Origin of the sequence: Pseudoalteromonas sp. BSi20495 (assembly GCF_000241185.1) — a bacterium.
Classification (GTDB): domain Bacteria; phylum Pseudomonadota; class Gammaproteobacteria; order Enterobacterales; family Alteromonadaceae; genus Pseudoalteromonas; species Pseudoalteromonas fuliginea.
In genome coordinates, this window is sequence record NZ_BADY01000079.1 from 58,742 (window position 1) to 71,033 (window position 12,292).

General features: G+C 38.5%; 9 protein-coding genes, 4 tRNA genes and 2 pseudogenes. 11 read left to right on the forward strand and 4 right to left on the reverse strand.

The window, feature by feature from the left end:
* Nucleotides 1-63 precede the first annotated feature (63 nt).
* From P20495_RS22730 to P20495_RS09200, 3 genes and pseudogenes are all read left to right on the forward strand, one after another.
* Nucleotides 64-1,289: pseudogene (locus tag P20495_RS22730) on the forward strand (sugar phosphate nucleotidyltransferase).
* 395 nt (nt 1,290-1,684) lie between these two features.
* Entirely contained in the window at nt 1,685-2,086 is a 402-nt protein-coding gene (locus P20495_RS21340; protein WP_008136562.1) for an AHH domain-containing protein, read from the forward strand.
* Nucleotides 2,086-2,661: a hypothetical protein gene (locus P20495_RS09200; RefSeq protein WP_007378042.1), complete on the forward strand. Its 576-nt coding sequence runs from the start codon at nt 2,086-2,088 to the stop codon at nt 2,659-2,661. Before P20495_RS21340 ends, P20495_RS09200 begins: the two co-directional genes overlap by 1 nt.
* Before the next feature lie 40 nt (nt 2,662-2,701).
* On the opposite strand, the gene P20495_RS09195 is transcribed toward P20495_RS09200, so the two are convergent.
* The 3 genes from P20495_RS09195 to P20495_RS09185 all read right to left on the reverse strand — a co-directional run bounded on the left by P20495_RS09195 (nt 2,702) and on the right by P20495_RS09185 (nt 6,200).
* On the reverse strand, nt 2,702-4,858 hold the full coding sequence (locus tag P20495_RS09195) for a response regulator (protein WP_008136564.1): 2,157 nt from the start codon (nt 4,856-4,858) through the stop codon (nt 2,702-2,704).
* Between the two features lie 94 nt (nt 4,859-4,952).
* Nucleotides 4,953-5,609 (reverse strand): response regulator transcription factor, encoded by a 657-nt coding sequence (locus P20495_RS09190; RefSeq protein WP_007378044.1) that lies wholly within the window; start codon nt 5,607-5,609, stop codon nt 4,953-4,955.
* 219 nt (nt 5,610-5,828) lie between these two features.
* The gene (locus tag P20495_RS09185; protein ID WP_007378045.1) at nt 5,829-6,200 is read right to left on the reverse strand and encodes a histidine triad nucleotide-binding protein; all 372 of its coding nucleotides are present in this window, start codon (nt 6,198-6,200) and stop codon (nt 5,829-5,831) included.
* A 92-nt stretch (nt 6,201-6,292) separates the two neighbouring features.
* Here P20495_RS09185 and P20495_RS09180 point away from each other — a divergent pair, with 92 nt between their 5' ends.
* Nucleotides 6,293-6,886 carry a DUF2057 domain-containing protein gene (locus P20495_RS09180; protein WP_007378046.1) on the forward strand — a complete coding sequence of 198 codons (594 nt, stop codon included), beginning with the start codon at nt 6,293-6,295 and terminating at the stop codon, nt 6,884-6,886.
* A 53-nt stretch (nt 6,887-6,939) separates the two neighbouring features.
* On the opposite strand, the gene P20495_RS09175 is transcribed toward P20495_RS09180, so the two are convergent.
* Nucleotides 6,940-8,781, reverse strand: coding sequence for a M1 family metallopeptidase (locus P20495_RS09175; RefSeq protein WP_008136567.1), 1,842 nt, complete (start codon nt 8,779-8,781; stop codon nt 6,940-6,942).
* 142 nt (nt 8,782-8,923) lie between these two features.
* Between P20495_RS09175 and murB the strand changes: the two genes are divergently transcribed.
* The 7 genes and pseudogenes from murB to P20495_RS09145 all read left to right on the forward strand — a co-directional run bounded on the left by murB (nt 8,924) and on the right by P20495_RS09145 (nt 12,164).
* On the forward strand, nt 8,924-9,931 hold the full coding sequence (gene murB / locus P20495_RS09170; RefSeq protein ID WP_008136571.1) for a UDP-N-acetylmuramate dehydrogenase: 1,008 nt from the start codon (nt 8,924-8,926) through the stop codon (nt 9,929-9,931).
* Entirely contained in the window at nt 9,931-10,923 is a 993-nt protein-coding gene (gene birA, locus P20495_RS09165; RefSeq protein ID WP_008136572.1) for a bifunctional biotin--[acetyl-CoA-carboxylase] ligase/biotin operon repressor BirA, read from the forward strand. Before murB ends, birA begins: the two co-directional genes overlap by 1 nt.
* Nucleotides 10,920-11,631, forward strand: a pseudogene (locus tag P20495_RS20610) (type III pantothenate kinase). Before birA ends, P20495_RS20610 begins: the two are co-directional and overlap by 4 nt.
* 126 nt (nt 11,632-11,757) lie before the next feature.
* Nucleotides 11,758-11,833: transfer RNA gene (locus P20495_RS09160), tRNA-Thr, on the forward strand.
* Between the two features lie 40 nt (nt 11,834-11,873).
* Nucleotides 11,874-11,958 (forward strand) — tRNA-Tyr (locus P20495_RS09155).
* A 44-nt stretch (nt 11,959-12,002) separates the two neighbouring features.
* Nucleotides 12,003-12,077 (forward strand) — tRNA-Gly (locus P20495_RS09150).
* Between the two features lie 11 nt (nt 12,078-12,088).
* A tRNA-Thr gene (locus tag P20495_RS09145) sits at nt 12,089-12,164 on the forward strand.
* Nucleotides 12,165-12,292: the final 128 nt, after the last annotated feature.

Below are 12,292 nucleotides of genomic sequence, written 5' to 3' on the forward strand. Positions count from 1 at the left end.
AGCGCAGAGCCAATAAAGTGTTAAAATAGTCGCTGATATTTTTGTTGGCGGCTAATATACATCATGAACACTTTAATCACTCCTGTAATTTTAGCTGGTGGCATAGGCTCTCGCTTGTGGCCGCTTTCTCGCCAAGCAATGCCTAAACAATTTTTACCACTACTAAATGAAAACACGTCATTGCTGCAAAGTACATTGGCGCGTGTTTCTAATGAGTTGTTTGATAATGCTATTTTAGTGTGTAATGAGCAGCACCGATTTATTGCCGCCGAGCAGGCTGAAAGCTCAATTCCTACTGCATTATTACTCGAACCCAAAGGTAAAAATACCGCTCCAGCCATCGCATTAGCCGCCCACTATGTATTAAAAAACTTGATATATCAACGACTAAGCTCCCTGGAGCTGTAAATCTTGCCGAGCAAGGTAAGTTAGTGACGTTTTCTCTTACGCCTATAGAGGCATATACTGGCTATGGCTATGGCTATGGCTATATAAAACAAGGCGCGGCTATTGCTGGAACGGTTTGCGCCAAAAATAGCAATGAGTGTCGCTGTAGCACTATTTACTAAAGATTTAGGGTTTACCCGCCCAAGCAGCAGTGCGCTTGAACACTGCCCAAGCGATTCAATTGATTACACCATTTTAGAGCGCAGTAATAACGTAGTTGTTATGTCTGTTGATTTAAAATGGAGTGATGTAGGTAGTTTTTCATCCCTTGATGCACTTACAAAAAAAGATGAAAACGGTAATAGTTTAAATGCTAATTATGTGGCTAAAAAAAGTACTAATAACTTAGTTATTAACGAGGCTGAACACACTATTGCCACGCTTGGAGTAAGTGACTTAGCGATTATTCATACCCATGATGCCACGTTAATTGCAAGCCAAAATTAGCTAGATTCTCTGCCTTTGTTACTTAGGCAAATTGCTACAACACAGACCGATAAACTTAACCATCATCAAGTGGTTTTTTGCCCATGGGGAAATTACCGTACTTTGGTTAAAGGCACTGGCTTTAAAGTTAAGAAAATTACTGTTAACAGTGGTGCTAAGCTTTCGACGCAGCGCCATCAGCATCGCCCTGAACATTGGGTTTCGGGTATTGTAGATGTATGTATTAATGAGCAAGCGCATACGCTAATGCAAGTTCAATCGTGTTATATCGCCGCAAAAAAATTCATAGCTTGGCTAATAATCAAAAAGAGCCGTTAATAGTCATTGAAGTGCAAACCGGTGCTGTACTTAATGAAAGCGATATAGAGCGATTTGATGATAAATATGGAAGATAGGCATTTAAATACAGTGGTTGCTTAATGATGTAGTCATATTTAGAGTAACAAAGCTACTGATTGAAATAAAAATTAATTTGAAATACTATGCCGGTAGTTTTAATTATAGGGACGTTTAATGAATAATTATATGGATAAACCTTTGCCGACAGCTATTCAGATCGAGCCTGCTGAACTCCTGAAAGGGTTACGTGATAGTATTCGTGAATCAGGTGTGATTTATAAGTTTCAGAGATTCTGAAAATCTTATTTCAAATGAGTTAGATAAAACTTTAAAAGAGACCGAACGTAGGCTTACTGAAGCTGAGGTTGCTCAACATGCTGCGCGTCTTTATAATAAAATAGCGACTAGAAGTGTTAAATTTGGTTTGTTAGCATATTCACGTTATGCAGAAATGGCAAACAATACAACGGCTGAGGCTCTTTTAGTAGAAAAACATCGGCCGCAGCGAATGACACGATATATGTCTGCAACAGGAGCTGGGAAAAAACCACCTAATACGGCCACCCATGCTATTGTCTCTGGAACTCATGAATTGGCTCGGGCTGCCAGAAAGATACTTGCAAAATTTAAAATCCGAATAGATGATCCAAGTAATGGTGTTTTTTTACCTAAGAATGAAAATTACGTTCCACACCCTGCTATGCCTGAAGCTTCTAATCATGCAAAAATTCATACAGAGTTATATTACCTAAATATTACTAATCAACTATCGTTAGCAAATACACGTAGCGAGTGTGCCGCGATATTACAAGCAATCGCTATATCGTTACAGAATGGAGTTTATGGGTACTAATGAGTAAAGTAATTTATAAAATAACGCCGGATGTTAATCATTACAGAGTCATATTTCCTGATAGCGAAGCTTTATGTGAACCTGACCTATGGAAGCCTGATGGTTCATCAAAAGAGTCGACATTAATAAATTTTAGTGCGCATTATAATCAAGAAAAAAAGACTCCTATAGGTGATATGGCAGCAATAAATTTACAGGGTCTTGCTATAAGGGATCATGTAGCAAATGAATTGGCGGAGATTTTTGAAGATTCGGGAGAGTTATTGCCTTTCTATGTAGGTGATGACAACTGGTACTTTTATAATGTCACTCGAAAAATAGAGGGCATCTTAGATGTTGAAATGAGTACTTTTATGCTGCCAAGCTTAAATATTGGATTACAAAAAGCGATATTCAAAAAAGAAAAATTACCTAAGCATAGCTGTATATTTAAAATGCCAGAAGATCGATTTGAAGGTACATATATTTTTGATTCTCGTAAAAATGATAAAGATGTTTCTTTAAACCTCTTTTGTGCCTTGCAAGCACATGGTTTCACAGGTCTTAACTTTGAAGAGGTAGCAAGATTTGATTAACTTAAAGTGAAATTTAAAAAACCTTAACGCTTTTTTAATTTCACTCTAACTGCCCGCGCACAAACTTTAAATATTGCTCTAAGCTTTGTTGCCACAGATCTAACGCTTCATCAAGCATGTTGTTGTGTGGTTTTTTATCGAGTAAGCGGCGCTCTATTTTTTTTAGCGCTATACCATAACGATTAAAACCTAACTGTAAGGCTGTGCTTGCCTGGCGATGTAAAAGCTTAATACATTGCTCTGGATGCTGAGTAGTAAGCTCTTGGCAACGAATGAGTTTATTTCGTGCTGAAAGTACAAATTCGTTATAAATAGACGATACTTCATCTTCACTAAACGAAGTGGTTAGTGTCTCTGCTGCGGTTTCGTCGTACAAAGTGTCAATAAGTTCTACAGTAATATTAGCCGTTTGATTTGATTGAGAGTCGCTAAGTGCTTGGCGAAGCTTTTGGTGTTTAATAGGCTTGCCAACAATATCTTTTATTCCTAATTCTAAATATTCTTTTACTTCGTCGGGGCTAAGGCTTGCAGTAAAAGCGAGCACAGGAGTTCGTTGATTCTTATGATCTATGTGCTTTAGGCGTTTAAGTACTTCTTGGCCTGTTAAGTCAGGTAAGTTCATATCAAGTAACACTACATCAAAGTGATGTTTTTGCATAAGCTCAATAGCGCTTTTCCCATCTTTTGCGAGCTTAATTTTGTGCTCATCGTCGGCCATAAATTCGATAGCAATTTTTTGGTTCAAATCTAAATCTTCAACCAATAATACATCAAGGCCTGTTAGGTAATCTTTAGTCTGGTGTCGCTGCTCTACTAAACTTAGTTCGCCCAAAGTAAAAGTAACGATAAAGCTAAATACACTGCCTGTACCGAGTTGGCTTGCAATTTCGAGTCGGCTACTAAGCTTTTCAAGCAAACGGCTGGTAATGGCTAAACCTAGGCCGGTTCCACCTTTTTCTTTACCTGCGCTACTTTGTACATAAGGTTCTGTTAAGTAAGCTATCTCGTCGTTTTCTATGCCTGGGCCAGAGTCCTTCACACTTATTTTTATGGTGTGTTCAAGTTGTTTCTCTAAAATTAAATCAACTTGAATTTTCACAACACCGTGGTCGGTAAATTTAATGGCATTACCCACTAAGTTAATAATAATTTGCCTAAGTTTTTGTTGGTCGCAGTAATAACAAGCTTGCTCTGGAATATTGCACACAAGCTCAAATTTAAGATGTTTTTGCTCGGCAAGTGGGCTCAGTAATAGACATAAATTATTGAGCCATGTTTTAAATTCTATATCTTCTTCATAAAGTGCTTCATCACTTTGATCTAGGCTTGCGTAATCAAGTACTTTATCTACGAGTAAATTGAGTGATTCGGCGGAGTTTATAATTGCCTCGCAATAAGCTTTATTACGAGTATCACTTGTTTGGTTCATGACAAGCTGAGCGCTGCCTAAAATGCCATTCAGTGGGGTGCGTATTTCGTGGCTAATAGTTGAGAGAAATAGTCCGCGTATTTCTAAGTCTTTTTGCGCTTTATCGGCTAGTTTATTGAGATGCTGCTCTCTGCGTTCATTACACAATAAGGCCATGCCTGCAGCATAGAACATGGGTGCAATGACGCCATTTAAAAATAATAGTGAGCTAAACCAGCCATTAATTAATAGATTACTTTGTTCAATATCGTTCATAAATAACGAGCGGCCAATAAAACTAAAAGCAACGAGAGTCAATATAATAATGTATACAATACTGCCATTAGGATAGGGCGCACGGGCATGTTTGATAAATATAAATAATAAAAATATAGCTTCAGCTATATGTTGTATATCAGATGCAATAACTCGTTCGTGTAAAGAGGGATCATAAAAGGTGTAATAACCGAGCATTACAGCGCTAAAAGCAGTAAATGAGCAGATTAATTTGAAGCCAATACCGTGATAATTTAAAAATTGGCTGAGTGATAGGCAATGCACAATTGAAGCTGCAAACATCATGCTACTGGCAATGCTAATAATAACTAAATTATGTGTATTACCAACAAGGGTAAAACCAATAACAGAACCCAGTAATAAAATAGGGTAAAAAATATAAAGCAGCGTACCCGGAGTTTGCTTGTTTGTTCGCCATGTTAAAAAATTAAGCAAGGTCATTACAACCACTATGGCTATGCTGGCAAAGTAAAGAGTGAAAGAGTCGAGCATTTAGTTTCCAGCCAAGTGATGTTTTAACAAGTGGGTAGTAAATATAAAAACAGACACCTAAGTGTCTGTTTTTATATTTAAACGAAATGCGTATTTAACGAATTTCGTCTGGTATATTTTGCTGCGCCCAAGACAATAGCTCAATGCGATTACGACATTTAGTTTTTCTAAATGCACTGTATAGATGAGTTTTTACAGTGTGCGGACTAATACTTAATTCTTCAGCAATTTCTTTATTTTTAGAACCATTACTCATTAACGAGATAATTGCTTTTTCTCGTTTAGTTAATTTAACTGGTTCTATATCACCTTCAGTTAGCTTATGAAGTGCATCTTTATTAAACTGCAGCATACGGTTTAATGCGTTACACATTATGTCACGGCGATACCAAAGCTGATCTTCCATTAATAAACGAATACCTTTCATTAATACATCGGCGTTATCAGTCGTATAAAACACACCACGAATACCGCTTAATAATGCACGGTTAGCTAGTTCTGGATTTTCGTCTAGGTTAAATAATATGATATCGCATTTAACGCGTAGGTTTACTAATTGTTCTTTTAGCTTTCCCCATGCATCTTTACTTGATGTTTCAATAAACAGTAATCGAGTCCCTTCAGGTATATCTAAAATGTTTGTACCTGTGGTTACGTCAAGGCCTTGCGTTTTTAACAAAGGTTCTAAAACGTTAATGCCAATAGTATTAATTGGCTCTTGATCTAATAACAAAAAGGCAGAACTGCTCATATTTTTATACTCTTTTATAAAGCTGACTGATTAAGTTTATCACGACTTCCACACCTTTTGTATTAGAAAGTCGCTATTTTACTTGAAAACAAGTACGATTTTACGATTATTTAAACATAAAATGTTGCAAATAAGTAATTGTTTTTCGTTTGTTAAACGTGAGAAATATTAACATTTAGCACTTAACGTATATTAAAAGAGTACAATAAAAGTCATTATTTAAATAAAACTCTTTTTAACATCTTGATACGGAGGCCAGCCCATCTCTTTCCCTGCAAGCATATGTAAGTGTATATGGTATACAGTTTGCCCACCATGCTCGTTACAGTTCATTACTACTCGATAGCCGTTGTCTGCAAAATTATGTTGTTTAGCTAACTTTGCTGCTACGGTATATAAATTGCCAATTAAGTATGAATTTTCATCATTTATATCATTGATAGTGGCAATTGCTTTTTTTGGGATAATCAATACATGGAATGGGGCTTGAGGATTTATATCTTTAAATGCAAGGGTATCATCATCTTCATAAATAATGTCTGCTGGAATTTCACGATTAATTATTTTTGTAAAAATTGTATTTTGACTCATGGTATGTCCCTAATTAAATATTATGAAATTTAGGCTCACTAATGACAAAATTTCATAGCAGTGTCAAACTGAAAATAACTAAAGGAGTAAATATGCGTAAATCAGTATTAATGGGCAGTGCGGCAGTGCTGTTATTTAGTGTATCGAGTATGGCAGAAAATATTCACTTCCCTGAAGAGTTTGTGCCATTACAAGTGGGAGAGCGTGTTATAGAAAGCTCTTTATTTAGTCGGGTTGATGATTTAGAGCTTGCGCCGGGTACTTATCAGCTAAAATTAAAATATACCGACTTATATGAACAAGGCTTTGACGATCATGAAGTGATTGAGTCAGAACCGTTTTGGGTAGATGTTACCGTTGAAGCTGGGAAAAATTACACTTTGGTGTTTAATCGGGCAGATAACGCCGTGTCGGCGAAACTATTTGCAGAAGTACCAGAAGTGAGTTTACAAGCCAAAGGCAGTTCATTGCCTGAACCCTTAACTGTTATTTCCAATAATCAAATGGAAAAAGTAAAGCCGATGAAACCAATGGTAAGTTCGGCTGTTGTTTCTCAAAAATCAAATAAGCCACTAGGGCCTGTTAATAGTCAGGGGATGCCAAGCGCAGCGAATATGCTTGATTTTTGGTGGCAACAAGCCACAACTGTAGAGCGTAAAGCTTTTTTAGAAAAAGTGACAAAATAACAGAAACTAAAAAGGGCCAAATTTGGCCCTTTTTAGTTTCTAGTTAACGCTATTTATTCAAATAATGCGTCAATAGTACCTTGTGCAAGAGGGTGATACCCAGGACGTGCTTTTAAGTACACGCTTTGTGCCCAGTCTTTTTTACCGTTAGTGATAAGTGATTTATATAACGGCACAATTAACTTACGACGGCCAATACCTGATAAGTGCTTATTAAGTGCAGGGTAAATTGGTTGATAACCATTTCCTACTGCTAGCATAAACCAAGCAAATGCACGTTCAGCATTAGTTGATTGCGTTAGGTTAAATTCACTATCAAGCTCGCTCATTTTCTCTATGCTTAAATCGCGTGGTAAGTTATTTAAAAAGTGTAGCCACTCATGCACAGACCAATCAGCTGTTGGCAGTTGAGCTGCAGTTGTGTCGCCTTTTAGCCATGCTGCTGTTGCAGTATCTACCTTATCAAACGCATCAGAAGTAGGGTTTGGCGCATCACTAGGCAAACCTGGTTCAAAAATCCATTCGTTTACTTTATCCATGCTTACAACGCCTGGGTATTTTTCAATTAAGTTAGCTTTTAAGTAAGTAACAAATTGCGCGGTAGTAAGTGATTTAAACGAAAACTCTTTAAAGTACGCTTTTACAAACGGGTCAAACTTATCGCGACCATATTTGTTTTCTAGGTAAATTAAAAATAATTGACCTTTAGTGTAAGGCACTGAACTGAATGCATCGTCTGGGTCGCGGCCGTTAAGTTTTAAATTAAGGCGGGTATCTGGTGCATCAATTGTTTTAAGTTGTGCGCGTAAAGACGCTGAATCAAGTGCTTGTTCCATAACTGCACGGTCACGGCCAAATACTTCTTCCATAATGCGGTTTTCAACGTACGAGGTAAAACCTTCGTTTAACCATAAATCTTCCCACGTTGCGTTAGTTACTAAGTTACCTGACCAAGAATGAGCTAGCTCGTGAGCAATAAGGTTAACTAAGCTTTTATCGCCTGCAACAACAGTTGGAGTAATAAATGATAAGCGTGGGTTTTCCATGCCACCAAACGGAAAACTTGGCGGTAGCATTAATAAGTCGTAGCGACCCCATGCATATTCGCCATACATCGCGTTTGTTTTATCAATCATGGCTTGGGTGTCGTCAAATTCAGCAACTGAGGCATCTAAAATTGTCGGCTCAGCAAAAATACCTGTTTGGCGCGACATGGCTTTAAATTCTAAGTTACCTGCGCCAATAGCAATTAGGTAAGGTGAAATTGCTTGTGGCATATCAAAAATGTAGTCGCCATCTTTATAAAGCGCATCTTTGTTATCGGCACTCATTACAGCACGTATATCTTTTGGTGTATGAATTCGTGCAGAGTAAGTTACACGCATTGCGGGTGTATCTTGCACTGGGATCCAACTACGGGCATGAATTGCTTGCGATTGGCTGTACATAAATGGATACGTTTTACTTGCCGTTTGCTCTGGTGTTAACCATTGCAGGCCTGAAGCTTCTGGGCGACTGTTGTAGTAAATACGAACTACTTCAGCTTGGTTTTTAAACACAATAGTAAGCTTTGAGCCTTTAACGTCATCTCGCTTAGCTAAATCAAAAGTCGCTTTTTTCCAGTTACCGCTTTGATCTTTGTACATTACTTTATCAATGTCTAAGTCGCGGGTATCAAGTACGAGAGTTCTACTTTTGCTGTTGTTCCACTGAAGAGTATGCTCTACAAAACCTTCTAACTGCTTGTCGGCAAAGTCGACATCTAAATCAAGGTTTAAGTGAGTAGTAACAACATCATCAAGGTTAGCATACGAGTTTTGGTCAATCGCATTAGCCATTGCTTGCGAACACATACCCGCCATAGCGAGGCTTAAAAAAAGAGGTTTAATTTTCATCATTACTCTGAACACAAATAAAAAGTGCAGGTTTTATATCACGATTGACACGGCGGGTTGAGTGATTTTTACAATCTAGTGCCACATTTGCGACGATGAGGTAAACTATTGCGATTAGTTACCGGTATTTTTAGAGAGCTTTGTGGCGCATTCATTACACTCCTTACATACATTCGCATTAAACAGCCAATGCCAAAATTTTGTTGAAATTACTCAGCTTGAACAACTTAAAACGCAAAGTTTTAGCGCGCCGTTTTGTTTGCTAGGCGAGGGCAGTAATACCGTATTTTTAAATGACTACATGGGTACGGTTATAAAGATAGCCTTAAAAGGAATTAAAATTACCGATCGTGAGAGCGACACACTAATAAGTATTGCCGCAGGCGAAAACTGGCATCAACTAGTTAGCTATTTATTAGAGAAAAATATACCCGGGCTTGAAAATCTAGCACTTATACCGGGCACCGTTGGCGCATCGCCGGTACAAAATATTGGTGCTTATGGCGTTGAAATAGCTAAATTTGTTGAGTTGGTAGAGTACTTTGATATAACCACTAACACTATGCATTTATTAAATAACGAACAATGTGAATTTGCTTACAGAGACTCAATATTTAAACATGCCCTTAAAAATAAAGCGGTGATCACGCAGGTACATTTAGCGCTCCCAAAAAAATGGCAACCAGTATTGAGTTATGGCCCTTTGCAGCAACTTAAGGTTGTTACGCCGCAGGCTGTGTTCGATCAAGTAATACAAACTCGCAATAGCAAATTACCTAACCCATATACACTTGCCAATGCGGGTAGCTTTTTTAAAAACCCTATAATAACCAACCAGCAGTTAGCTGAGCTATTAAAGCAATTTGCTGATTTACCTCATTACGAATATGGGCAAAGTCATCACAAGGTCGCGGCAGGTTGGCTAATCGATCAAAGTGGTTTAAAAGGGCACCGCGAGGCAGGTATTGAAGTGCATCAACAACAAGCACTAGTACTTGTTAATCACGGAAATAGTGAAGGCAGCGACCTAATAAAAATAATTAAACACATTCAGCAAGTGGTTTATACGCGTTACAACATTATGTTAGAGCACGAAGTACGTTTAATGGATGCACGCAGCGAATGCCATATTAACGCGGAGCCTAAGTAATGAAAGCACCTGATGGAAACAAACTCGCTATTTTAAATGCTTTAAAGCAAGGTGTTTTTGTATCTGGCCAAGCGCTGGGTGAACAGCTTGGCATTAGCCGAGCTGCAGTAAGTAAACATATTAAAACGTTACAAGAAATGGGCTTGGATATTTTTAAAGTGACTGGTAAAGGCTATTGTTTGAATAGTCAGGTGGGCCTTTTAAATAAAACGCAAATTGATCAGCACTACAAAGCGCTAGGTGCAAATACTGCCGATGTAGAAGTACACCCTATTATTGATTCGACTAACAGCGAGCTTATGCGCCGTATACAGGCCAAAACAACGCTTGAGTCTGGCACTGTTATTGTTGCTGAAATGCAGCAAGCAGGACGCGGCCGACGCGGCCGTGTTTGGCAATCCCCATTCGGCGCTAATTTGTATTACAGTTACTTTTGGCGTTTAGATGACGGCTTACAAGCTGCAATGGGCGTATCAATTGCAGTAGGTCTTGCTGTTTATGATGCTATTAAAGCGTTATACCAAGTTGACGTAGAACTTAAGTGGCCTAACGATATTTATATAAATAAGCAAAAACTTGCAGGTGTATTGGTTGAATTAGATGGACAACCGCAAGGACCTTGTCAGTTAGTGATTGGTATCGGTATTAATTTACAAATGCCAGAAAGTTTTAGTAAAAATATAGATCAAGCATGGACCGACCTAAGTCAACATACTCAACAACTTGATAAAAATTCACTGGTGGCATCACTTACTTATTATTTAGAGCAGCGTTTGTCGCAGTATCGTCAAACGGGCTTGCAAGGAATGTATGAGCAATGGAATTCGCTCAATGCGTTTGCTGGTGAATATGTTGAACTAAACACAGGGCACAGAAGCTGGCGTGGAATATGTGAAGGAATTGACCCACAAGGTGGAATACGAATTCGCCAAGACGGGGAAGTAAAAAGTTATTACGGTGGGGAAGTTTCCCTTAGAAAGGCGCAATTATGAGATTATTGATCGATGTAGGAAATACATCATTAAAAGCTGTGTTGTGGCATAACGAGCAAGCACAACCGGCAGATATAAATAACCTGCCTTGGTTACAAATAACCGAAGTGATTTATGCATGTGTAGGGCGCAGTGATTTACTAAACGATATTCTCGCGCAAGCGGCTAGCAATAATATTATTTGTTTTGAAGCCAAGGTAACCAAAACGCTTGGAAATCTTGTATGCGCTTACGAGCATGTAGCTAACTTAGGCATAGACCGGTGGCTTGCGCTTATTGCTGGATTTACGTTATATCCAAACACAGCATGCATTGTTGTTGACGCGGGTACTGCGACAACAATTGATGTGCTCAATAGTGAAGGGTTACATTTAGGAGGCTGGATTTTACCCGGGCTTGATTTAATGACCTCATCACTTACACAAAATACTCAACGTGTTTTTGATGACGGTAAAACTCCATTCACCAATGAACTGGGTAAAAATACGCCTAATGGTTTAAAAAACGGTGCTTTAGTCGCAACCATTGGAGCAATTGAGCAAGCTAAGTTGCACTTAACGGAATAAAAAAACAGGGCAAAAAGTACAAATAATTTTTGCTGGTGGCTATGGCTTACTTTTACAACAGCAATTTGCAGGAAGTATTTTTGATTCATTACTCGTAATGAAAGGATTAAATTACTGGCATCAGCTAAACAAAACAACATAAAAAAGTTCAAAAAACGTGTTTTCGCGTGAATATTGAGCATTTAAACTAAAAATTTACACTTTTTTTAATTTTATAGTTGCATCCCAATAAACCTTACTCTAATATCTCGCCCCGTACTAAAGCAGTGCCGACTTAGCTCAGCTGGTAGAGCAACTGACTTGTAATCAGTAGGTCAACCGTTCGACTCGGTTAGTCGGCACCACTTTCCTTTTACCGGAAGTGAATTAGTAGAGAATTATCGTGGAGGGGTTCCCGAGCGGCCAAAGGGATCAGACTGTAAATCTGACGGCTCAGCCTTCGCTGGTTCGAATCCAGCTCCCTCCACCACTTTATTCTTGACGGTTAGAGGTAGTTTAAGAACAGATTTTTATGCGGGCATCGTATAATGGCTATTACCTCAGCCTTCCAAGCTGATGATGCGGGTTCGATTCCCGCTGCCCGCTCCAGTTCTTGTGTTGCTGATATAGCTCAGTTGGTAGAGCGCACCCTTGGTAAGGGTGAGGTCGGCAGTTCGACTCTGCCTATCAGCACCAGTCCTAAGAATCTCCTTGATTACTTCCTTTATCTGTCAGAAAATACTATTTGAAAAAATTAACTTAATCTACCTCTGGTGGATTATTTTCATATGTAATTTAGATACACAAAACTGATAGGTTCCGTC

Excerpts from the sequence above, each read along its gene's own strand:
- P20495_RS21340 (WP_008136562.1), top strand. The coding sequence starts at position 1,685 with ATGGCAAACAATACAACGGCTGAGGCTCTTTTAGTAGAAAAACATCGG.
- P20495_RS09200 (WP_007378042.1), top strand. The coding sequence starts at position 2,086 with ATGAGTAAAGTAATTTATAAAATAACGCCGGATGTTAATCATTACAGA.
- P20495_RS09195 (WP_008136564.1), bottom strand. The coding sequence starts at position 4,858 with ATGCTCGACTCTTTCACTCTTTACTTTGCCAGCATAGCCATAGTGGTT.
- P20495_RS09190 (WP_007378044.1), bottom strand. The coding sequence starts at position 5,609 with ATGAGCAGTTCTGCCTTTTTGTTATTAGATCAAGAGCCAATTAATACT.
- P20495_RS09185 (WP_007378045.1), bottom strand. The coding sequence starts at position 6,200 with ATGAGTCAAAATACAATTTTTACAAAAATAATTAATCGTGAAATTCCA.
- P20495_RS09180 (WP_007378046.1), top strand. The coding sequence starts at position 6,293 with ATGCGTAAATCAGTATTAATGGGCAGTGCGGCAGTGCTGTTATTTAGT.
- P20495_RS09175 (WP_008136567.1), bottom strand. The coding sequence starts at position 8,781 with ATGAAAATTAAACCTCTTTTTTTAAGCCTCGCTATGGCGGGTATGTGT.
- birA (WP_008136572.1), top strand. The coding sequence starts at position 9,931 with ATGAAAGCACCTGATGGAAACAAACTCGCTATTTTAAATGCTTTAAAG.